General features: G+C 63.9%; 19 protein-coding genes. 9 read left to right on the top strand and 10 right to left on the bottom strand.

Annotated elements, in window-relative coordinates; genetic code table 11:
• Window positions 1-123: 123 nt before the first annotated feature.
• Genes xylA through xylB form a run of 7 tightly spaced genes read left to right on the top strand, consistent with a single transcriptional unit; the run spans window position 124 to window position 8,632 of the window.
• A complete protein-coding gene (gene xylA, locus AC1DWQ_RS14015; protein WP_457282649.1) occupies window positions 124-1,449 on the top strand; it encodes a xylose isomerase in 1,326 nt (441 codons plus the stop codon).
• Window positions 1,450-1,472: 23 nt separating this feature from the next.
• Window positions 1,473-2,960, top strand: coding sequence for a sugar ABC transporter ATP-binding protein (locus tag AC1DWQ_RS14010; protein WP_477670179.1), 1,488 nt, complete (start codon window positions 1,473-1,475; stop codon window positions 2,958-2,960).
• Window positions 2,941-3,957 carry an ABC transporter permease gene (locus AC1DWQ_RS14005; protein WP_477670178.1) on the top strand — a complete coding sequence of 339 codons (1,017 nt, stop codon included), beginning with the start codon at window positions 2,941-2,943 and terminating at the stop codon, window positions 3,955-3,957. The genes AC1DWQ_RS14010 and AC1DWQ_RS14005 overlap by 20 nt, the downstream gene beginning before the upstream one ends.
• 55 nt (window positions 3,958-4,012) lie before the next feature.
• Window positions 4,013-4,975, top strand: a complete 963-nt coding sequence (locus AC1DWQ_RS14000) for an ABC transporter substrate-binding protein (protein ID WP_477670177.1) — start codon at window positions 4,013-4,015, stop codon at window positions 4,973-4,975.
• A 7-nt stretch (window positions 4,976-4,982) separates the two neighbouring features.
• Window positions 4,983-6,008 carry a sugar phosphate isomerase/epimerase family protein gene (locus tag AC1DWQ_RS13995; RefSeq protein ID WP_477670176.1) on the top strand — a complete coding sequence of 342 codons (1,026 nt, stop codon included), beginning with the start codon at window positions 4,983-4,985 and terminating at the stop codon, window positions 6,006-6,008.
• A complete protein-coding gene (locus AC1DWQ_RS13990) occupies window positions 6,005-7,159 on the top strand; it encodes a Gfo/Idh/MocA family protein (protein WP_477670175.1) in 1,155 nt (384 codons plus the stop codon). Before AC1DWQ_RS13995 ends, AC1DWQ_RS13990 begins: the two co-directional genes overlap by 4 nt.
• Window positions 7,160-7,162: 3 nt before the next feature.
• Window positions 7,163-8,632: a xylulokinase gene (gene xylB / locus AC1DWQ_RS13985; protein WP_477670174.1), complete on the top strand. Its 1,470-nt coding sequence runs from the start codon at window positions 7,163-7,165 to the stop codon at window positions 8,630-8,632.
• 85 nt (window positions 8,633-8,717) lie between these two features.
• On the opposite strand, the gene AC1DWQ_RS13980 is transcribed toward xylB, so the two are convergent.
• The 6 genes from AC1DWQ_RS13980 to AC1DWQ_RS13955 all read right to left on the bottom strand — a co-directional run bounded on the left by AC1DWQ_RS13980 (window position 8,718) and on the right by AC1DWQ_RS13955 (window position 13,871).
• Entirely contained in the window at window positions 8,718-9,422 is a 705-nt protein-coding gene (locus tag AC1DWQ_RS13980) for an SDR family oxidoreductase (protein WP_477670173.1), read from the bottom strand.
• A gap of 45 nt (window positions 9,423-9,467) precedes the next feature.
• Window positions 9,468-10,469, bottom strand: a complete 1,002-nt coding sequence (locus AC1DWQ_RS13975) for an NADP-dependent oxidoreductase (protein WP_477670172.1) — start codon at window positions 10,467-10,469, stop codon at window positions 9,468-9,470.
• Window positions 10,466-11,302: an oxidoreductase gene (locus AC1DWQ_RS13970; RefSeq protein ID WP_477670171.1), complete on the bottom strand. Its 837-nt coding sequence runs from the start codon at window positions 11,300-11,302 to the stop codon at window positions 10,466-10,468. Before AC1DWQ_RS13970 ends, AC1DWQ_RS13975 begins: the two co-directional genes overlap by 4 nt.
• 91 nt (window positions 11,303-11,393) lie before the next feature.
• Complete coding sequence (locus AC1DWQ_RS13965; RefSeq protein ID WP_477670170.1) at window positions 11,394-11,999, bottom strand: TetR/AcrR family transcriptional regulator; 606 nt, start codon at window positions 11,997-11,999, stop codon at window positions 11,394-11,396.
• A 203-nt stretch (window positions 12,000-12,202) separates the two neighbouring features.
• Complete coding sequence (locus tag AC1DWQ_RS13960) at window positions 12,203-12,562, bottom strand: DUF4148 domain-containing protein (RefSeq protein WP_477670169.1); 360 nt, start codon at window positions 12,560-12,562, stop codon at window positions 12,203-12,205.
• Window positions 12,563-12,944: 382 nt separating this feature from the next.
• On the bottom strand, window positions 12,945-13,871 hold the full coding sequence (locus tag AC1DWQ_RS13955; protein ID WP_477670168.1) for a LysR family transcriptional regulator: 927 nt from the start codon (window positions 13,869-13,871) through the stop codon (window positions 12,945-12,947).
• Between the two features lie 206 nt (window positions 13,872-14,077).
• Here AC1DWQ_RS13955 and AC1DWQ_RS13950 point away from each other — a divergent pair, with 206 nt between their 5' ends.
• Together AC1DWQ_RS13950 and AC1DWQ_RS13945 are read left to right on the top strand one after the other, a co-directional pair.
• Window positions 14,078-14,362, top strand: a complete 285-nt coding sequence (locus AC1DWQ_RS13950) for a DUF4148 domain-containing protein (RefSeq protein ID WP_477670167.1) — start codon at window positions 14,078-14,080, stop codon at window positions 14,360-14,362.
• A 144-nt stretch (window positions 14,363-14,506) separates the two neighbouring features.
• Complete coding sequence (locus tag AC1DWQ_RS13945) at window positions 14,507-15,328, top strand: hypothetical protein (protein WP_477670166.1); 822 nt, start codon at window positions 14,507-14,509, stop codon at window positions 15,326-15,328.
• A gap of 306 nt (window positions 15,329-15,634) precedes the next feature.
• Here the strand turns inward: AC1DWQ_RS13945 and AC1DWQ_RS13940 are convergent, their stop codons facing one another.
• Genes AC1DWQ_RS13940 through AC1DWQ_RS13925 form a run of 4 tightly spaced genes read right to left on the bottom strand, consistent with a single transcriptional unit; the run spans window position 15,635 to window position 20,513 of the window.
• Window positions 15,635-16,786: a DUF1513 domain-containing protein gene (locus tag AC1DWQ_RS13940; RefSeq protein ID WP_477670165.1), complete on the bottom strand. Its 1,152-nt coding sequence runs from the start codon at window positions 16,784-16,786 to the stop codon at window positions 15,635-15,637.
• Between the two features lie 8 nt (window positions 16,787-16,794).
• The gene (locus AC1DWQ_RS13935; protein WP_477670164.1) at window positions 16,795-17,892 is read right to left on the bottom strand and encodes an imelysin family protein; all 1,098 of its coding nucleotides are present in this window, start codon (window positions 17,890-17,892) and stop codon (window positions 16,795-16,797) included.
• 5 nt (window positions 17,893-17,897) lie between these two features.
• The gene (locus AC1DWQ_RS13930; protein WP_477670163.1) at window positions 17,898-19,367 is read right to left on the bottom strand and encodes a di-heme oxidoreductase family protein; all 1,470 of its coding nucleotides are present in this window, start codon (window positions 19,365-19,367) and stop codon (window positions 17,898-17,900) included.
• On the bottom strand, window positions 19,368-20,513 hold the full coding sequence (locus AC1DWQ_RS13925) for an imelysin family protein (protein ID WP_477670221.1): 1,146 nt from the start codon (window positions 20,511-20,513) through the stop codon (window positions 19,368-19,370). It lies immediately after the preceding gene.
• Window positions 20,514-20,680: the final 167 nt, after the last annotated feature.

Genomic DNA, 20,680 nt, shown 5'->3' with positions numbered 1-20,680 from the left:
TATCGGACGGATTGCTGCGCTGCAGAAAGCAATTTCGCAAGCTGTCCTCGCAAATTTCGCAATCGCGGGCGGAGGCCGGCGGTTCTAGGATGGTGCCACTGAAAGCAGTTACCCACCACAAACATGAACTTTCTCGAATCCATCGCACCCGTACGCTATGAAGGCCCTCAGGCCACGACGCCCCTGGCCTACCGTCACTATGACGCCAGTGCCGTCGTGCTGGGCAAGCCGATGGCACAGCACCTGCGGCTCGCCGTCTGCTACTGGCACACCTTCGTGTGGCCCGGCAGCGATGTCTTCGGACAAGGCACGTTTGCGCGGCCCTGGCATGCCGGTGGAGACGAGTTGACGATGGCGAGGAAGAAAGCGGATGCAGCCTTTGGCCTGATTTCCCGGCTCGATGTCCCGTTCTACACTTTCCATGACACCGATGTGGCGCCGGAAGGCGCGAACCTGGCCGAGTACCGCAGCAATCTGTCCGCGATGGTGGACGTGCTCGCCCAGAAGCAGAAAGAAACCGGTATTTCGCTGCTATGGGGGACCGCCAACCTGTTCAGCCATCCCCGCTACGCAGCCGGCGCGGCGAGTAACCCCGACCCCGACGTCTTCGCGTACGCGGCGACGCAGGTTTTCAGCGCGCTCAATGCCACCCAGCAGCTTGGCGGTGCCAACTACGTGATGTGGGGTGGGCGCGAAGGCTATGACACCCTGCTCAATACCGATTTGCAGCGCGAGCGCCAGCAGCTGGGCCGATTCATGCAATTGGTGGTGAACCACAAACACAAGATCGGTTTCAAAGGGCAACTGCTTATCGAGCCCAAGCCGCTGGAGCCGACCAAACACCAATACGACTTCGACAGCGCCACTGTGTATGGCTTCCTGAAGGAGTTCGGCCTGGAAAAGGAGATCAAGCTCAACATCGAGGCCAACCACGCCACGTTGGCGGGCCACAGTTTCCAGCACGAGATCGCAACCGCCGCCTCCCTCGGAATCTTCGGCAGCATCGATGCCAACCGTGGCGACCCACAGAACGGATGGGACACCGACCAGTTTCCCAACAGTGTGGAGGACCTTACGCTGGCGCTCTACGAAGTCCTCCGCGCCGGCGGAATCGGCAGCGGCGGGTTCAACTTCGACGCGAAAGTGCGGCGCCAAAGCATGGATCCGGTTGACATTCTGCACGGGCATGTGGGTGCGATCGATGCGCTGGCGCTGGCGCTCAAGAGCGCCGCGCGTTTGATGGAGTCCCGCGAGCTTGAGCAGTTCCGCCAGCAGCGCTACGCGAACTGGGACGGTGAACTGGGGCGGCGCATCATCACGGGCGACATGAGCCTCAGCCAGCTCGCCGAACATGCCTTCGTCAACGATCTTCGGCCCAAGCCTGTGAGCGGCCGTCAGGAGTGGCTGGAAAACCGGGTCAATGCCGCGATCTTCGCCGGCGCGGCCTGAAGAACCGAACGCAGGAGCACTCAGTGAGTTTGACGGTCGGCTTCAAAGACGTGAGCAAGAGCTTCGGCCCCGTGCAGGTACTGCATGGGGTCAGTTTTGAACTCGCACCTGGCCGGGTGTACGGGGTGCTTGGAGAAAACGGCGCCGGCAAGTCGACGCTGATGAAAATCCTGGCCGGCTACGAGGCCGCCAGCGAAGGCGTGGTGGAGGTGGGCGGGCATGTCGTACGTTTCAAGGGGCCGCGCGAGGCCGAAGCGGCCGGTGTGGTGATGATCCATCAGGAATTCAACCTTGCTGATGACCTCACCATTGCGCAGAACATATTCCTCGGCCATGAGCGCAAGCGCTACGGGCTGCTGGACGAAGACCTGATGGCCAGGGAGGCGGGCGCCGCATTGCGTCAGGTTGGCCTGAATTGCAGCCCCGCGCGCCGCGTGGGCGACCTCATCGTGGCAGAGAAACAGCTGGTGGAGATCGCACGCGCGCTCAGCCGGCGCGCGCGCGTACTGGTGATGGACGAGCCCACCGCCACATTGACGCCCTCCGAGACCGAGCGCCTGTTTTCCCTCATCGGGCAACTGAGAGCGGCAGGCTCCACCATCCTTTATATTTCCCACAAGCTGGACGAAGTCGAACGCATCACCGACGAGGTGGTTGTCATGCGCGACGGGCGATTCGTGGCTCGCCGGTCCACGCAGAGCGTGACACGCCAGCAGATGGCCAGCCTGATGGTGGGGCGCGAACTGGCCGATCTCTTTCCGGGCAGGCTTCCCGTGGCGGCCGGCGCGCCCGTCCTGCTGGACGTGAAAGGACTGACCGTACCCGGGTGGTGCCACGACGCAAGCTTCCAGGTGCGCGCCGGGGAGGTGCTTGGCTTTGCAGGGCTGGTCGGTGCGGGCCGGACCGAGCTGTTTGAAGGGCTCCTGGGGTTGCGCCCCTCCAGCGCGGAATCTGTGCAGGTAACAGACAAAACCTGGATGCGGCGCAATCCGCGTTCGGCCGCACGGCTGGGTCTCACATATCTCAGCGAGGACCGCAAGACGCGTGGCCTGCACCTGCGCATGGGGCTGGCGCAGAACCTCACGCTGATGGCGCTGGAGCGTTATGCGAAGCCGCTGCTCGATCCGCAGCGGGAACAGGCAGCCCTCGTGGCCGCGACCACGGCATTTGGCATCCGCACGCAACGCTCCGACATACCGGCTTCCGCACTGTCCGGCGGCAACCAGCAGAAGCTGGCGCTCGCGCGGGTGTTACAGCCTGATCCCAAAGTCGTGGTGCTGGACGAACCGACGCGAGGAGTTGACGTCGGCGCCAAGCGCGATATCTATTTCCTGATCCAGCGGCTGGCCAGCGAAGGCCGCGGGATCATCGTCGTGTCCTCCGAGCTGCTCGAGCTGATCGGGTTATGTCATCGCGTCCTTGTGATGCGCCAGGGAAGGCTCGCTGCCGAGCTCGCGCAGGATCAGCTGTCCGAAGAACTGTTGATTGCCCATGCAACTGGAACCCACTGATACCGCCGCCGCTCCAGCGCCTGTCGCCAGACCGGCACTGCGAAAATGGCCCTCTTTTACGGGAGCCGGGCCACTGGCCGGGTTGGCACTTATGTGCATCGCGGGTGCGATTCTCAACGAGAACTTCGCCAGCCTCGACAATGCGATGAACGTGCTCACCCGCACGGCTTTCATCGGAATCATCGCGGTGGGGATGTGCTTCGTCATCATCTCCGGCGGCATCGATCTCTCGGTGGGATCCATGGCCGCGCTGATTGCGGGCAGCACGATCCTGCTGATGAATGCGACAGCAGGCGCCGGCTGGAACCCCATGGCGGCCGTGGTGACCGGCATGGCCTTCGCCGTCGTACTTGGCGCACTGTTCGGCCTGGGCCACGGGCTGCTCATCAGCAAGGGCCGCATCGAGCCTTTCATCGTGACGCTGGGAACGCTGGGCATCTTCCGCGCGTACCTGACCTACTTCTCCAACGGCGGCGCCATCACGCTCGACAGTGCACTGGTCGATGTCTACAGCCCGGTGTATTACGGCAGCTGGCTGGGGGTGCCGGTGCCCGTGTGGGTATTCGCCGCTGTCGCATTGCTGGGCGGCCTCGTTCTCAACCGCACTGCCTTTGGCCGGTACGTTCAGGCCATCGGTTCCAACGAGCAGGTTGCGCGCTACGCGGCCGTCGAGGTGGACCGCGTCAAGGTTCTCACATACATGTTGCTGGGCATCTGCGTGGGCATTGCCACCGTGCTCTATGTGCCGCGCCTGGGTTCGGCCTCGCCGAGTACCGGGCTGCTGTGGGAGCTGGAAGCCATCGCTGCGGTCATCGTCGGAGGCACTGCCTTGCGTGGCGGTGCCGGCGGCATCACCGGCACCGTAATCGGTGCTGTGCTGCTCTCGGTGATCGGCAACATCCTCAACCTGACCAGCATCATCAGTGTGTACCTGAACGCGGCGGTGCAGGGCTTCGTGATCATCGCCGTCGCGTTCTTCCAGCGCGGGCGCAAGTAACCGGTTCCCCACAGGTGGCAAGGCTGCCGTTTCTCACAACATAAGGAGACAAACCATGAAATCATTGATAAGTCTGATGGCCGCAGGCGCCACAGTTCTCGCGGCGCTGGGTGCGGCACCCTCCGCCATGGCCCAGGGCAAGCCACACATCGGCGTATCGATACCGGCCGCCACGCACGGCTGGACAGGCGGGGTCGTGTACTGGGCCAACCGGACCAAGTCCGAACTGGAAAAGCAGTACCCGGGCCTGAAAGTCACCATCAAGACGGCCGGGTCTGCTGCGGAACAGGCGAACCAGGTACAGGACTTGCAAACGGCCAACAAGATCGACACCCTCGTGATCCTGCCATTCGAGTCGGCGCCGCTCACGCAACCGGTCGCGCAGGTCAAGGGCAAAGGCGTGTACGTCACGGTTGTCGACCGCGGCCTGACGGATGCAAATGCGCAGGACGCCTACGTTGCCGGCGACAACCCCGGCTTCGGCAAGGTATCGGCGGAGTACATGGCCAAAGCCCTGGGCGGCAAGGGTAATGTCGTAGTACTGCGGGGCATTCCCACGGTCATCGACAACCAGCGCGTGGACGCGTTCACGGCTGTGATGAAGAACTATCCAGACATCAAGGTTCTGGATGCCAAGCACGGCAACTGGAACCGCGACGATGCCTTCAAAGTGATGCAGGACTACCTGACCCGTTTCAAGCAGATCGACGCCGTCTGGGCCTCGGACGACGACATGGCGGTTGGCGTGCAAAAGGCAATCGCGCAGGCCAAGCGAACCGATGTCAAGCTCGTGCTGGGCGGCGCGGGTTCCAAGGACTACATCAAGAAAGTCATGGACGGCGACAAGATCGTGACGGCCGACGTCACCTACTCGCCCGCCATGATTGCCGACGCGATGAAGCTCACGGCCGCCGCACGTGTGAAGGGCGAGAAGCTGCCGGCCACCACCATCATCCCGTCGGTGCTGGTGACCAGGGAAAACGCCAAGCAGTACTACTTCCCCGACTCCCCGTTCTGAGGCAGCCATGGCAAGACCTGTCACTCTTTTTACCGGGCAATGGGCGGACCTGCCTCTCAAGGAGCTGGCACCCCTGGCACGCAGCATGGGCTACGACGGCCTGGAACTGGCATGTTGGGGCGACCATTTCGATGTGCAGGAGGCCCTGGCGAGCGATCGCTACGTGCAGGACCGGCGCGATCTGCTGGAACAGCACGGCTTGCGCTGTTTTGCGATCGGCAGCCATCTGGTGGGCCAGGCGGTCTGCGACCTCATCGACGAGCGGCATAAGGCCATCCTGTCGCCGCAAGTCTGGGGGGACGGCGATCCGGAAGGCGTGCGGCAGCGCGCCGCGCGGGAAATGCAGGACACCGCGCGTGCCGCCGCCAAGCTGGGCGTGAAGGTGGTGACGGGCTTCACCGGCTCGTCCATCTGGCATTCGCTGTACGCGTTTCCGCCCACTTCGCAGGAGTATTGGGACAAGGGCTTCGTCGACTTTGCCAACCGGTGGAAACCCATCCTCGATGTGTTCGAGCAGTGTGGCGTGAATTTCGGGCTGGAAGTGCACCCCACGGAAATCGCCTTCGACATCGCTTCGGCGCAGCGCGCCATCGAAGCCGTGGGAGGTCACAAGCGTTTCGGTTTCAACTTCGACCCCAGCCACCTGGGCTACCAGGGCGTGGACTATGTCAAGTTCATCCGGACATTCGGCGACCGCATCTATCACGTGCACATGAAGGACGTGTGGTGGGGCCGGGGCGACGGCACTGTGGGGGTCTTCGGCGGGCACACCAATTTCGGTGACGCGCGCCGCCACTGGGACTTTCGCAGTGTCGGGCGCGGGCAGATCGACTTCGAATCCATCATCGTTGCGCTCAACGACGTGAGCTATAACGGACCGCTGAGCGTCGAGTGGGAGGACAGCCGCATGGACCGCGTGCACGGCGCTACTGAAAGCGCGGCCTACAGCAAGCGGCTGGACTTCAAGCCGGCCGCGGGAGCGTTCGACGCCGTGTTCGACAAGGCCAAGCAGGGCGGGATGGCGGGCTCATGAGAAAACTGCGCTATGCGATGGTGGGCGGCGGGCAGGGTGCTTTCATCGGTGCTGTACACCGCAAGGCCATGGCGCTGGATGGGCAGATGGAGCTGGTGGCCGGTGCACTGTCGTCCGATGCCGAGCGCGCGCGCGCGTCAGGCCGCGACCTCGGCCTGCGGGATGAACGCAACCACGGCCGCTGGGAAGACCTGCTGGAAGGCGAACTGCGGCGCAGCAAGGACGAGCGCATCGACTTCATCTCCATCGTCACGCCCAACCATGTGCATTTCCCCGTCGCCCGCGCGTTCGCCGAGGCGGGCATCCATGTGGTGTGTGACAAGCCGCTGGTCCATAGCAGCGAGGAGGCCGCCGAGCTCGTTCGGGTTGTCAAGCGCAGCGGCTCCATCTTCGGTGTCACGTACAACTACACGGGCTATCCCATGGTGCGCGAGGCGCGTGACATGGTTGCGCGCGGCGCGATCGGCGTGGTGCGCAAGGTCATCGTCGAATACAACCAGGGCTGGCTTGCCACCCACCTGGAGGCAAGCGGGCAGAAGCAGGCCGACTGGCGGACGGACCCGGCGCGCAGCGGCGTGGCCGGCGCCATCGGCGACATCGGCTCGCACGCGGAGAACCTGGTGGCGACGGTGACGGGCCTGGAGCTGGAAAGCATCTGCGCGGACCTCACCATCTTCGTGCCGGGCCGGCGCCTTGACGACGACGGCAATGTCCTGCTGCGGTTCAAGAACGGCGCCAGGGGCGTGCTGATCGCGTCGCAGATCGAGGTGGGTTGCGAAAACGACCTGCGGCTGCGCGTGTTCGGCACCACCGGTACGCTGGATTGGCGCCAGGAGGAGCCCAACCGGCTGCTGCATGCTCCCATCGACGGCCCGGCCCGCATGCTGACGCGGGGCTCGCCGTGGCTCGGTGAGGCAGCCCGCCGAGCGACACGCTTGCCCACGGGGCACCCCGAGGCCTTTATCGAAGCCTTTGCCAATGTCTACCTGGGAGTGGCTGCGCACATCCGCGCGCTGCAATCTGGCAATACACCGAATCCGCTGGACGCCGACTATCCCCGCCTCGAAGATGGCGCCCGCGGTGTGCGGTTCATCGAGAAGGTGGTGCAGTCTGCGGCCAGCACGGCCAAGTGGACGCCGTTCGAGGATTGACCGATGTTCATGGGCATTGATCTGGGCACCTCCAGTGTCAAGGCGGTCGTGCTGGACCGCGGCCACCGCCTGGTGGCCAGCGGCTCCGCGCCGCTGTCGGTGGATGCACCCCGGCCCTTGTGGCGCGAGCAGCATCCTTCGGAATGGTGGCGTGCGTGCGATGCAGCCGTGGGTGCCGCGTTGCAGGAATTGCGGCGCGGTGGCCACGCAGGCGGCGAGATCGAGGCCGTCGGCCTGACCGGGCAGATGCACGGCGCGACCCTGCTGGATGGGCGCGGTGAGGTTCTGCGGCCGGCCATCCTCTGGAACGACGGCCGGGCGGCGGCGGAATGCGCGGAACTGGAGCGGGCGGTGCCGCGGTCACGTCAGATCACCGGCAACCTGATGATGCCGGGTTTCACGGCGCCCAAGCTGCTTTGGGTATCCAAACACGAGCCCGGCGTGTTCGACCGGGTGCGGCAAGTACTGCTGCCCAAGGACTGGTTGCGCTGGCGTCTGACCGGCGACTATGCGACCGACCTGTCCGACGCGTCCGGCACACTGTGGCTGGATGTGGGCAGGCGCGCATGGAGTGACGAACTCCTGGCCGCTTGCGGCCTGTCTACCGCGCACATGCCCAGGTTGCACGAAGGCCCGGAGGTCACCGGCACTCTGCTGCCAGAGGTCGCGCAGCATTGGGGCTTGCGCGAAGTGCCGGTGGTAGCCGGTGCCAGCGATAACGCAGCAGGCGCCCTGGGCGCTGGTGTGGTGAACCCGGGTGAAGCGATGCTGTCCCTGGGAACGTCCGGTGTAGTGTTCGTGGCCACCGGCTCTTTTGTCGCCAATCCACAGCAGGCGGTGCACAGCTTCTGCCACGCGTTGCCAGAGGCCTGGCACCTGATGTCCGTGATGCTGTCGGCCGCCTCGTGCCTCGAGTTCACAGCGGGGCTGCTGGGAGAGCGCGACGTGGCCGTGCTGCTTGCGCAGGCAGAGCAGCGCGGCCTGCGCGAAGACACCCCGTTGTTCCTGCCTTATCTGAACGGCGAACGCACGCCGCACAACAATCCGCATGCCAAAGCCGTGTTCTTCGGCATGCACGCAGGCACGCAGCGCGAAGACATTGTGAATGCCACCCTCGAGGGTGTGTGCCTGGGCATGGCGCAGGGGATTGCCGCGCTGCAGTCGGTTCAGCCTGGCCTTGCGCGCGTCAGCCTGATCGGCGGCGGCTCGCGCAATGCCTATTGGGCTCAGATGCTGGCCGACGCTACCGGCCTGCAGGTGGTCCGGCACGCGGATGCCGAGGTTGGCCCATCGCTGGGCGCAGCCCGGCTGGCCTGGCTGGCCTGCGACCCGGGCGAAGCGGCGAAAATATTTTGTGCACCAGAGGTGACTGACGTATTCGAGGTGCGAGCGGCCGAGAGGACGCGGATGCAGAACCGCGCCGCCCGGCTGGCAGGGTTATACAACAGCCTCGTACCTCACTTCCAGCCATAGAAAGTGGAGTCGCCACCCGCGTGTTGGCGTGGCAATGGCATCTGTCACAACCTGCTGGCGCAGATGGTCCGGCCAGATTTCGAAGTCAGGATGCCTGCGGAAGGTAGCTGGGCCTGGCCGCCGTCATCCCGGCTTTGACATGTTGGGTGATTTCATCGGCCAGCACTTCATCAACCCCCAATTCGAGTCCGTCGAGCGCACGCTTGACGATGTCTTCAGGGCTGGACTTCGGAACCTCGAAGCCGCGCGTGAGGTCGGTATCGACATAGGCCATGTGCAGCCCCAGCACCTGCGTCTTTTGCGCCGCGAGTTCACTGCGCAAGGCATTGGTGAGCGACCAGGCCGCCGACTTGCTGGCCGAATAAGCTGCCAGCTCACCGCCGTTCACCCACGAGGCCACCGACAACACATTGAGAAGGGCACCGCCGCCGTTGCCTTTGAGAACCGGCGCGAAGGCCTTGCTCATGCGCAGTACGCCGTAGACGTTGGTCTCGAAGATGCGCCGGGTGGTGTCTTCACTGTCGGCCGCCAGAAAGCCACCCCGCTGGGCAATGCCGGCATTGTTGATTACCAGCGTGACATCCGGCGCCAGCGCTGCGGCGGCCGCTACGTCTTCAGGCTTGGTGACGTCGAGCTTTAAAGCCTGAACACCGGGCAGGGTGATGGTGGCGGGGTCGCGAGCGGCCGCGTAGACCTTGCGGGCACCGCGGGCGAGCAGCTCGCGCGCGAATGCCAGGCCGATGCCGCGATTGGCGCCGGTGACGAGAACAACAGCGTTTTTGATTTGCATGAGAAAACTCCAGTGGGTGGGAAAAGCAGATTAGGGAAAACAGGTTCACTTGACCTTGATGACGACCTTGCCTTTTGCATGGCCCGCCTCGACGTAGGCCAAGGCCTCGTTGGTTGCCTCGAACGGAAAGACCCGGTCCATCACCGGACGGATAGCACCAGCATCGAAGAGCCGCGTGATCTCGCGCAGTTGGCTGCCACTTGCCTTCATGAAGAGAAACGCGTAGTCAACTTCGCGGCTCTTTGCCCTGCGCCGGATGCCTGAACTCAGCATGCGCATCACGAGCTTTACGAATGCAGGAGCACTGCTTTCCTTGCCGAATGCGGGATCGGGTGGGCCGGAGATGGAGATGAGTTTCCCGCCGGGCTTAAGCACGCGCAGTGACTTCTTCAACGTCTTGCCGTCCTGGCTGTTCAGCACCACGTCGTAGTCGCGCAAGACGGCCTCGAAATCCTGCGTCTTGTAGTCGATCACGACGTCCGCGCCCAGACTCTTCACAAGCGCGACATTACCCGTGCTGGTCGTCGTGGCGACGGTGGCGCCCAGGTGCTTGGCCAACTGAATGGCAAAACTGCCTACGCCGCCGGAGCCCGCCTGAATGAAGACCTTTTGCCCCTTTTTCAGCTGGGCCTTTTCAACCAACGCCTGCCAGGCCGTCAAAGCCACCAGGGGAATGGAAGCGGCTTCTTCCATCGTGAGCCCCGCAGGCTTGAGCGCCAGGGATGCCTCCTTGACCGGGACGAATTCAGCGAAGGTACCGATCCGGAAATCATCCGGCCGGGCGTAGACCTCATCGCCCGGCTTGAACTGCCGCACGCCTGGGCCGACCTTGACGACCACCCCAGCGACGTCGTGGCCCAGAATGAGAGGCAGGCGATAGGGCAGTATGAGTTTGAACTCGCCGTCGCGGATTTTGAAGTCCAGCTGGTTCACACCAGCGGCATGCACCTGGACCATGACCTCGTCATCGCGCAGCTCCGGGCTCGGCATGTCCGTCAACCGCAAACTGCTTTTTTTTCCATAACGTTCAACGATGAATGCTTTCATGATGTTTTCACTGTTGGCATCACGTCGAGCCGCAGATCTTTTCGAATCCCGGCATCCACCAGACCAGCAGGCGCAAATGTCCGGAGGAATCGCAGGCGACTCGCGAGTCCGCCTGCGGTGTATCGGAGTTTGGGGCGAGCGGCACTGGCAGCTTTCAGCACGACGTCCGCCACGACGCCCGGCTGTTCCGCAGTCGCCATCACTTCCTTCACGCGCTGGCTCACGGCGGCGCGAACCTCGCGGTACTCCTCGAGCTTGGTGTCGGGTTCCAGGAAGTTCGCGTCGAACGGCGTCTTCGTGTATGCGGGCTCGATGACCGAGACCCGGATGCCCCTCGTGCGTAGCTCATGGTCGAGCGACTCGGAGTAGCCTTCGATCGCATGCTTCGTCGCCGCATACAGTGCCCCGTACGGCATTGGCAGGAAACCAAGCACCGAGCCGATATTGATGATGCGTCCCGCGCCCTGTCGGCGCATGTGCGGCACGACGGCGCGCGTCATCCGGACGATCCCGAAGAAGTTGGTGTCAAAGATCGCCTGGGCCTGCGCGATCGAACTTTCCTCCGCACCGGCCGGGGCGACCCCGAAGCCCGCGTTGTTGACCAGCAGGTCGATGCGGCCTTCAAGCTGAATCAGCTGTTGCACCGCGGCTTCAACCGACGCGTCCTGGGTCACATCCAGTGGCAGTATCTCGAAGGGCTGACCACCTGCCCGGCCGCCGCGCCGGCTGGTGCCGTAGACCTTGTAGCCGGCCTGCGAAAGCCGCAGCGCAACCGCTTCGCCTATGCCTGAGGAGGCGCCTGTCACCAGGACAACTTTGTAGTGGGGGTTCATGGTGTTGTTCTTTCAGCGTGAAGTGAATTTGGAATGATGATCGTCATACATAATTGCGAGGAAAAAAGCAGGCATGGCTCAAAAAGAGAATTCAGTGGGAGACCGGTACCAGCTGCTTCAGCGCGGCTTCGCAAAAGCTGTCCGCCAGCGCGGGCTCGTCGACCACGCGCGCCAGCAGCAAGGTGCCGACCATGGTGGCGACCGTCGCCAGCGCGCGCTCGTGGGCGCCGGGCTGGCCCCAATCGGGTGACTGGCGGGCGACGAAATCCACCATTTCCTTGATGTGGCGGGTGGTCGCGCGGCGCACTTCAGGCGCCTGGCGCGGTGTCTCCGAACCCAGCGCGGCCAAGGGACAGCCCATCTCGATCTGCTCCCGGTGCTCCGGCGAGAGGTAGGCGCGCAGCATGGCCGCCATGGCCTGTTCAGGCGGCGAGCCGGCCGCAACACCCGCCACCACGGCAGCCGATTCGGCACAGGCCCGCGTTGCGGCTTCGGCCAGCATGGCCTCGCGCGACGCGAAGTGGGCGTAAAACGCACCATGGGTCAGGCCGGCCTCTTTCATGATGTCGGCCACGCCGGTGCCGCTATAGCCGCTGCGGCGTATTGCCCGCGCGGCCACGGAGACGATGCGTTCGTGGGAGGCCTCCTTGGCAGCCGTTCTGGCGTTGATTTTGGTGTTTCGCATGATGAGTATCATACATTATTTGGCAACTATGCGTGCCCAGGCAATTTTGATCGCTGACTTGTTGCGTGTCCCTCACGCAACGCCAGGATGGACAACAGGGAAGGAAGGGACGGTGCTGCGCGCAGGCCAACGTCCAGAAAGCCGGAGGCTTCCTGGACGTCGCAATGCGGTTTAACGAGAGATGCACACGCCGGCTGGCGGTGCGGCGGCGCTGCTTAACCCGCAGTATTTGCCCTGCCGTGTGCGGCAGGTACGTTGAAGTCGCTGGGGTAGGAGTTGTCAACGCTCAGCTTGTAGCCTTCGTGCTGTGCCTGCTCCAGTTCAGCGCGGACTTCTGCGCGGGTCTTGGTACCTGCAACGGGGGTGGCATCAGTGCCAGGATAGCTGCTGTCGCTGTTGACCTGGTATGACGCGCGCGGTGATTGCAGCAACTCTGCGCGGACATCGGCGCGGCTCAAGGTGCTGGCGGCGCTCACTTCATTGCCGGGGTAGTTGCTGTCCTGGGCAAAGCTGTTCGCCGAGGCGAGCGCTGCAAGGGCAAGAACGGATGCGGAAACAAGTTTCGTCGATTTCATGGTGAATTTCCTTTAAGAACAAGTGTGAAAACAGGCGGGACGGGCGTTGTGCCCGTGAGGCCTTCATCGCTGAGTCGCGTTTTGAACAGGTGGCTCACCGATGTATCAAACCTTGTTCCGCGGCGCAGATACACAAGTGCGTATTGGCAGAACATTCAATTGTCGAAACCGGAACAATAACGGCGTGTAGTCCTGGAACTTTTTGGCGTTCAAAAAATTCGCCCACGTTTCTTTGCGATTTGTGAGGCGTGTTTTACGAAGGGTGAAATGCCATGAACTACGACAGCACCCAGGGAGGCTGCCACTGTTATGTGGGGCCGCAAGCCCGCTTTTCCACACCGGCCGCCCGGGTGAGTGCTTTTGCCGTGCCCCGGCGCAGGTTTTAGTCCTGCCGGGCTTCCATCTTCCTGATCACAGCGCGCGTGTACTCGGTCATGAATTCCAGAAACACACTGGTGCGTGCCGGAATGAATTTGCGGCTGGGCAGCGCTGCATAGAGCGTGTTGGTGCCGGTGGTCCAGGGCGACAAAATACGTTGCAGCGCGCCGCTGTTGAGGTGGTTGGCCACCAGGTCGATGGACTGGCTCATGATGCCCGCACCGTCCACACAGGCGCGTATCAGCGTGTCCGAATGGTTCACCAGCATGCTGGGCTCGATTTGCACCTCCACTTCCCGATTGTTTTCCTTCGGGTTGAACAGGCGCCAGCTGCGGTGGCGGTTGGCCTGTGCCTTGATGCGCATGCATTGATGATGGGGCAGGTCTTCAGGTTGTGCGGGTGTGCCGTGGCGGCGCAGGTAGTCTGGCGAGGCGCAGAGAATACCGGCGGAAGACGCAATAGGCCGGGCGATGATGTTGGCGTCAAAGGTGTCGGCAGCGCCCAGCAGGGTGAGGTCGTAGTCTTCCACGGGCGGCATCAAGGGAGAGTCCACATAGATATCCAGCACGACCTTGGGGTAGCGCCGCGCGAACTCCGCCACCAGGGGCGCAATCACGTGCACGGCAAATACCGGCGGGGTCAGAATGCGGATGACGCCGGACATTTCCTGCGCATGGGCCTGGGCGGCGGCATGCGCTTCGTCGATGTCATCGAGGATGTGGCGCACCCGTGCCAGGTAGGCCTCGCCGGCATCCGTCAGGGCCAGGCGGCGGGTGGTGCGCTGCAGCAGCCGCACGCCCAGGTGATCTTCCAGGTCGCCGACCAGCCGCGTCACCACGGCGGAAGACATGTCGAATTTGCGCGCTGCGGCCGCAAAACTCCCGTCATCCACCACCTGCTGAAAAACGCGCATTGATTGAAGCCGGTCCATGGTTTACCCCTAAGTTAAGCCATCATTGTTGCTGATTCAACAGTAATGTATTGTTGAAATTGCTATTTTTTGATCGATTTGAATGGAATAAAGTTCATACATCGATGAGCCGAAGCCCACTACAAGGCGACTCACCGAGGCTGGACAGACGGGAAGATGAGCCCGCCATGCCCGGAACGTCACTTAACTTTGAGAGGATATTCATCATGAAATCGAACTTTATCGCCGCTTCCGTTGTTGCTGTTGCCGCCCTGACTTCCGTGGCTGCTTCTGCCCAAACCTTCAACTCCTATTTGTTTGACCAGATGCAGGCACCTGCGACCAAAACCCGTGCTGAAGTCAAAAGCGAGGTGCTGCAGGCACAAAACGCCGGCTCCGCTTCGAGCTACAACGGCGCCACCGCCCAGCAAAACCTGGGCGCTCCCCGCGCCGAGAAGGCCGGTGCAGCACCCCAGGCTGCTGCTGAAGCTGTGAAGACCAGCCAGCAATAAGCCAGTACGGCGCCGGCGCCTGGCCGGTCCCGACGCTTTTCGCCCCGGCAGCCTTTGGCTGCCGGGGCGATTGCATTTGGGCCTGCGGGATTCACGCAGGCCGTATACGACAGTATCCGGCCGCACTCTAGAATTCCCCTCATCTTGAGAACCTCCAACGCACCTTACGCCTTTGCCTTTGTCGCCGCGCAGCTGTTGGCCCTGCCGGGCCTGGGTCTGGCGCTTTACCTGTACACCGTTGGCAGGATGGCGGGCAGTGGTGGCTGGCTGATTGGAGTGTTCGAGCTGCTGTTTTCAGGCGTGGTGGTGCTGCCCGCGGTGCTGCTGTGCACGGTGCTCCTGCTGATTGCAGGCTTGTTCTCCCGGGTGCGGCCATGGGCTTGCCTCGTGCTATTGCTGGTCAATGCGGCCGTGCTGGCTGTTGGCTGGGCGATCAGTCCAGCCACCGAAGCCGCGGAGCTGCTGGTCTGGGTCGCCACAGCGCTTTCGGCCGCGGCTGCTGCTGCGCTGGCGTGGCAGGCGTTCTCGCCGGTGACGAGGCCTGAGCGGAACATGCTGTGGGGACAGCTCCTGCTGGTTGTCGGGCTTGGGATTGGATTGGGGCTGGCAGGCGGCGGCAGTGTCCCTGCTCCGTCACCTGCCGAGCCGGACCCCATGGCAGCGATACCGCCGGAGCGCGTATTCAAGGGACTTCTGGGTGGCAAGCCGGTGCACCTCGCGGTGCATGACTGCAAGGTCTACCGCGCCATACCCAAGTCATCCAAGGAGCCCGGCGAGAACGGCTGGCAGATGGTGCTTGAACCCGATCTCTATCCCTTCTTCACGTATTGCGAGCGGCAGTCGCTGCAGGCAGATAATGGCGTCGTCACCGTCACCCTCGGGCGCATCGCCTTCGGTGCAGGGGGCTGCTGCGCCACGGGTGGCACTTACCGTTCCAGGGACGGTGAGCTGTGGAAGAAGCTGTGAAGTCCGCCGAGTAACGGAGCCGGATAGGGCGCCGAACAAGCTGCGCTCGAATCCGCAGGGCATCAGGTTGCTATAAAAGTAATAGCTGGTTGCGCAGAACCTGCTTGGGTCAAAGCCGTTTTTCGCTTTGAAAATAGCCGTTTTTTGTTGTCCGGGGATGGCAAAAATCCAGAAAAATCCCTGCCGGCATGCGGTTTCAGGGCCTTTTTTGTGTGCCAAATGTGCCGGTAGCCCAATAACAACGCGCGCGACCAGCTATCAAAAAGATAGCGATTTGCCGATGCCCTCAGTCAACCCAACCGTTATCTAACCCGCAAGCGGCGCCCAGTGGTTGTCCAGCCGCATATTTTTGAGCGCCGGCAAAGCTGTGCGGCCTGCGCCGTCGCGTGTCATTGCGGCGAGCCGCCCCCCGGCCCACAGTATGGTGTCAGCCTGGCCCTCCGCCGGAGCCGACGTGACGGCGCAGGCCTCTTCCAGCGGGAAAAAACCTGTCCAGCGCCCATCGGCCTGCCATATGGCCACGCCGTTGGCGCGCGGGCAGCTCACGGCAAAACCGCCCGCCGCCCAAGTGATGTCGCCGCCGTAGCCAGCCAGTACGCGTCCGTCGGCGGCGCAGGCTTGCAACTTCCGGCCGTCAAAAAGCGCCAGCACGGGCGCGGCGGTTCTGGCCGCGGTGTCATCATGCTCGGCCTGCAGCGCGATGCCCAGGACACGCGCACCGCCCGCCGCCGGCGCGCCGCCCCAGGCCATGTGCCGCAGGCTCAGGCGCCTGTCGGCCAGGCGCCACTGGCCCAGCAGCGCGCCGCTGCGTGCGTCCAGCCGCACCAGCGAGGCGTCCATGCGGTCCATGTGAATTTTCAGGCGGCCGGTTTCAGGCAGCGCGGGAATGCCGCCGTTCGCGACGACCAAACTGCCGTCGTCGTCCAGCAAAAGTTCGTGCGGGTCCATGCCGTGGGTCGGCCATTCGGCCAATTTCTCCAGCGTGGCGGCATCACGCAGGCCGACCAGGCCTTCGCCGGTTTCGAGGTTTGTTTCGGTGGTGTAGAGCGTTTTGCCGTCGGGGCTGGCGATCACGTGGCCGTTGAAGGCGCGGTCGGGCTCGGCCCAACCCCAGGCGATGGCCTGGCCGGTGCCGTCGCCTTCGGGCTTCCAGCGCAGCAGCCAGTCGCCCGGCCGGCGGGCCACCGCCAGCAGCGTGCCGCTGCGCTCAACCCACACACCATGGGCGCGCGTCGGTACGTCGAGTGCGGCGCTGACCCGGAGCGCGGCGCTGCGATACGCCAGCACACCGACCTGGTAGCCGTGCGCGGCCTCCCAGACGGCGGCCAGCTGCTGCGGCCGAGTAGTGGCGGTGACGGCAGCTGCCAGGGCGGGACTGAGCCAGGCGCTGGTGCCGGCCGCTGCCAGCACCAGCCATTGCCGGCGCCGCAGTGTTGTCAGGGCCTCAGCCTTATTCATGCAAATTCCTAGTCGCCGTCGGCGTCTGAAAAGCCGATGCTCACTTCCAGCGCTGGCGCGATGTCGGCTTCCGCGAGTTTTTTCAGGTCGGCCAGTGAACGCCCGGCGCTGCCCATGCCGGCCTTGTTGACGGGCGATGCGCTTTGCATGGCTTTGTCGGCTTTGTTCACCGCTTGCGCGAGCTGGTTGGCCGGCTCGTTGCGGCCGAGCCCGCGCAAATAGGTTTCCAGCGGTGCCAGGCCGGCACCGGGTAGCGGTGCTTCACGCGCCTGTGACGCGCCCAGTGTGCGCAGCGCCTGCCATTGCGCGGCCCAGCGCGCTGCAGTCTGGCCGCTGGCGCTGCGCGCATAAGCGGCGTTGCGGTTACCTTGCGCCCCGGCCATGCGGGGCTTTTCCATCTCGGCCCAGCGCAGGCGTTCCAGCGAGCCGGTCCACTGGTTGACCAGCTCGCTCATCGCCGGCCCATTGCTTTCTTCCGATTCGCCGGGTTGGCGCGCTGCCAGCTCGCCGAAGGCTTTGGCCAGCGTGTCAGCTTCGCGCTGGATATCGGCAGCCACCTGCACGGCGTAGCGGCACGCCGGCATGTCGGGTACTGACGACGAAACAGGCTGGCTCCACAGCAGCCATTCGAGCGCCGGCAAGCCCTTGGCCGGCGTGCCTATGCTTTCCATCGCGGCGGCATCTTGCGGCGCTGACTGAATCGCCCGCTTGATGAGCTCGGGCCGCGTCGGCGAAAAGTCGATCTGCCGCGCGGAGCGCCGCTGCACCAGCGGGCCGATTTGCACGCCGCTCAAGCGGTCCCAGGCGAGCGCGGTGGTTTTCCAGCGATCGCGGGCCTGCTCCAGTCGGGCAGCGGCAGTGTCTGCATTCGCATCGCACACCGCAGAGACCGCTGACGGCAAGGCACCGGCCTGTTCGGCAAACGCAGCGGCCTGCGGCGCGTACCAAAAGCGATAGACGCCGCGCATGAAATCACCCGCCGTATAGAACGGCACGGCAACGTTGGGCGCGACGGTTTGCGCGTGCAGGGCGCCGCAGGCCAGCAGGGAAAGCACGCCAGCTACAGCCAGCAGGGCAGGCCGGCATGGAGGGCGAAGCGTATTCATGAGGCTCATAACGACTCGAGAAATTTCACCAGCGCGGCGCGTTCCTGCGCATTCATCCGCAGGACTTTGTCCTTGCTGGCTTTGGCTTCGCCGTCGTGCCACAGCACGGCTTCCAGCGCGCCGCGCGCGCGGCCGTCGTGCAGAAGACGGTTGTGGCCGTTCACGTCGGGCACCAGGCCGATGCCCCACAGCGGCGGCGTGCGCCACTGGCGGCCATCGGCCAGGAAGTCGGGCCGGCCGTCGGCCAGGCCTTCGCCCATGTCGTGCAGCAGCAGGTCGGTGTAGGGCCAGATGGTCTGGCCTTGCACGGCCTTGCTGCCCAGCCGCGGAAACGGGCTTTCGCCGGTGACGTAGCTCGGGCGGTGGCAGGCGGCACACTGCGCTTGGGCAAACAGTTTCTGGCCGCGCACCACCTGGGCATCGCGCGGATTGCGGCGTGCCGCCGGTGCCAGCGTGGTTTCATAAAACACCACGTCATTGAATGTTTTTTCGTCAATCTCGCTCGCCTTGCCCTGTGCGCCGCGCGGCGCCGCCAGGCAGTCTTTCTGGGCGGCCGTGCATGTCTCTTTCGGAAAGACCGGCGAGGTGATGCCCATGTCGCCGAGGAAGGCGCCGGCGGTCTGGTGCGCCAGCGTGGCGACGTTGGCCTTCCAGCCGAAGCGGCCTGTGCGCATCTGCTGCGTCGGCGCGTCCCACACCTGGTTGACGACGCCACGCACCGGACTGTCGGAGGCGGCCTGCTCGCGCGCATTGCGCAGGATTTCCGCTTCAGGAATCGCTTCGAGCAAACCCACGCCGGCCATCTGCGGCGCGATGCGCGGGCTCACCATCACATCTTTGGCCATCGGGCCGTAGTTGAGTTTGCTGAAACCGTAGCGGGGCTTTTGCAGCTGGTAGGGTGTGCCGTCGGCGAACTTGCCGCGCACCACGTCGTAGCGCAGGGATATCTGCCCCTCGGGCATCACGCCCTGCACCGCGAAATTGGAAAACTGGTCGCCGTATACCGGGTCCGGCAGCGGCCCGCCGTGCGCGTCCTTGCCCGGCACCGACAGGCGCAGCAGCAGGCCGACCGGCTGGTCGGCCAGGCCGCGGTTGAAGTCGGGCGGTGCGCCGCGCCCGTCCTGCACATGGCAGCCGCCACAGGAGCGGGCGATGAAGTGCGGGCCGAGGCCGTCACGCGCGGTGGTGGAGGAGGGCGCCTGCACCCAGTTGCGCTTGAAGAAAGAATTGCCGATGACAAAACGCGTGCGTTCCTCGTCGCCCAGGTTGGCCAGCGGAAATGAAAACGCGTTGTGGCCGGTGGCAAACACCGTGGTGTCGCCGCCGGTTTTCTCGTCGTCGGGCGCCGTGCCGGCTTGCGCACCCGGCCCTGCCGACGCCCAGAAGGCCAGCCCTGCCAGTCCCGCTGCGGCCATGCAGGCAAGCACTACACGCGCAGGGCGCGCGACCATCCGGGACGAAGCAGCGTCGGCCATTTAAGGTTTGACCAGGGTCAGCTTGGTGATGCCGGCGGCGTTGGCGGCTTCCACCAGGTCCTTGCTTTGCTGCACCAGGCTGTCGACGGTTTTTTGCACGCGCAGCCGGCCGGGTGCGTCTTTGGCGCCGACGATTTCGCGGTCAAACGGTGCCTGAATGCCTTCGGCGGTGGCGACGGATGCTGCGATCTGCTTGCTGGTGCGGTCTGCCAGTGCCGGGTTTTTCACCGCCACCAGGTCACGCAGCGACGGGCCGGCCAGCGTCGTGCCGTCGGCGCGCTTGTACTGGCCCAGCCAGGCGTTCTGGATGCCTTTGGCGTTGTTCACCACATCGCGGTGCGTGTTGTCGGAAAAGCATGAGTGCTCATCTTCCTGGTCCTGGCTGGCCAGGGCGACTTCGAGGCGTTCACCGGCGAGTTCACCGCGCGAAAGCGAGCCCAGGCCGACAAACATCTTGCGCACCGACTCCATGCCGCCGCGCTCGAACTTCGCGCGGTAGGAGGTCGACGTGGGCGCCCAGGCTTTGGTGAGGATTCCGAGGTCATCGACCAGCAGTTCGGTCACCACCTTGAGGTATTGGCGGCGGCGGTCGGCGTTGGGTTTCTTGCCGTCCACAAAATCTTCAAACGACCGGTTGCCTGGGCCGGTGGTGCTCAGGTCCTGGCCCCACAGCAAAAATTCAATCGCGTGCCAGCCAGTGGCGATGTTTTCTTCGCCGTTGCGCTCGTTCAGGCTGGCCAGCCGTTTTTTGTTGATCACGGCCTTGCGGTTGTTGATGATGCCGGCGTTGGGCGCGTCCTTCACGTAGTCGACATAGGACTCGTCCATGGGCCAGGCATTGATGCGGCCTTCGGGGCCGTTCTTGTCATCGATCGGGCCGCCGTAAAAACGGAAGGCCTCGGTCTGGCCGTAATACTCGCGCGCGTCCAGCCAGGCCTTGCGCGCGGCCTTGAGGCCGTCGTCCGACGGTGCATCGGTAAAAGCCTGCACTGCTTTTTGCAGGATGAGCGTGCTGGCCAGCGTGTCGTCATAGTTTGATTGCACCAGGTGGGCGTAATGCTTTGCCACGGCGGCCGCCGTGGTGGCTGGTGCCGCCACTGTGCCAGGCGCGGTACCAGCCGCTGCCGTTGCTGCGGGCTGGGCCATGGCCGGCACGGCAAGCAGGGCCACCAGGGCGGCAAGGATGGCGGGTTTGATTGCTGGTTTCACGACGACTCCTGTGTCTTTGTTAATCGGTCAAAGCGCGATTATACAAATGAGAATCGTTATCGTTATCAATAAGATGACTTTCTGTGACGCTGTGTGGGACGCAA

It is taken from the genome of Polaromonas sp. P2_G11, from assembly GCF_056403595.1.
Note: the sequence above shows the minus strand (reverse complement) of the source record. Positions and strands in the feature narration are given on the sequence as shown.

Bases quoted from the DNA above. Each gene is read 5' to 3' on its own strand.
- AC1DWQ_RS13950 (WP_477670167.1), top strand. From the start codon at position 14,078: ATGAAATCGAACTTTATCGCCGCTTCCGTTGTTGCTGTTGCCGCCCTG.
- AC1DWQ_RS13925 (WP_477670221.1), bottom strand. From the start codon at position 20,513: ATGGCCCAGCCCGCAGCAACGGCAGCGGCTGGTACCGCGCCTGGCACA.
- xylB (WP_477670174.1), top strand. From the start codon at position 7,163: ATGTTCATGGGCATTGATCTGGGCACCTCCAGTGTCAAGGCGGTCGTG.
- AC1DWQ_RS13940 (WP_477670165.1), bottom strand. From the start codon at position 16,786: ATGAATAAGGCTGAGGCCCTGACAACACTGCGGCGCCGGCAATGGCTG.
- AC1DWQ_RS13975 (WP_477670172.1), bottom strand. From the start codon at position 10,469: ATGAAAGCATTCATCGTTGAACGTTATGGAAAAAAAAGCAGTTTGCGG.
- AC1DWQ_RS13995 (WP_477670176.1), top strand. From the start codon at position 4,983: ATGGCAAGACCTGTCACTCTTTTTACCGGGCAATGGGCGGACCTGCCT.
- AC1DWQ_RS13935 (WP_477670164.1), bottom strand. From the start codon at position 17,892: ATGAATACGCTTCGCCCTCCATGCCGGCCTGCCCTGCTGGCTGTAGCT.
- AC1DWQ_RS13990 (WP_477670175.1), top strand. From the start codon at position 6,005: ATGAGAAAACTGCGCTATGCGATGGTGGGCGGCGGGCAGGGTGCTTTC.
- AC1DWQ_RS13970 (WP_477670171.1), bottom strand. From the start codon at position 11,302: ATGAACCCCCACTACAAAGTTGTCCTGGTGACAGGCGCCTCCTCAGGC.
- AC1DWQ_RS13955 (WP_477670168.1), bottom strand. From the start codon at position 13,871: ATGGACCGGCTTCAATCAATGCGCGTTTTTCAGCAGGTGGTGGATGAC.
- AC1DWQ_RS13980 (WP_477670173.1), bottom strand. From the start codon at position 9,422: ATGCAAATCAAAAACGCTGTTGTTCTCGTCACCGGCGCCAATCGCGGC.
- AC1DWQ_RS14000 (WP_477670177.1), top strand. From the start codon at position 4,013: ATGAAATCATTGATAAGTCTGATGGCCGCAGGCGCCACAGTTCTCGCG.
- AC1DWQ_RS13960 (WP_477670169.1), bottom strand. From the start codon at position 12,562: ATGAAATCGACGAAACTTGTTTCCGCATCCGTTCTTGCCCTTGCAGCG.
- AC1DWQ_RS13930 (WP_477670163.1), bottom strand. From the start codon at position 19,367: ATGGCCGACGCTGCTTCGTCCCGGATGGTCGCGCGCCCTGCGCGTGTA.
- AC1DWQ_RS13965 (WP_477670170.1), bottom strand. From the start codon at position 11,999: ATGATACTCATCATGCGAAACACCAAAATCAACGCCAGAACGGCTGCC.
- xylA (WP_457282649.1), top strand. From the start codon at position 124: ATGAACTTTCTCGAATCCATCGCACCCGTACGCTATGAAGGCCCTCAG.
- AC1DWQ_RS14005 (WP_477670178.1), top strand. From the start codon at position 2,941: ATGCAACTGGAACCCACTGATACCGCCGCCGCTCCAGCGCCTGTCGCC.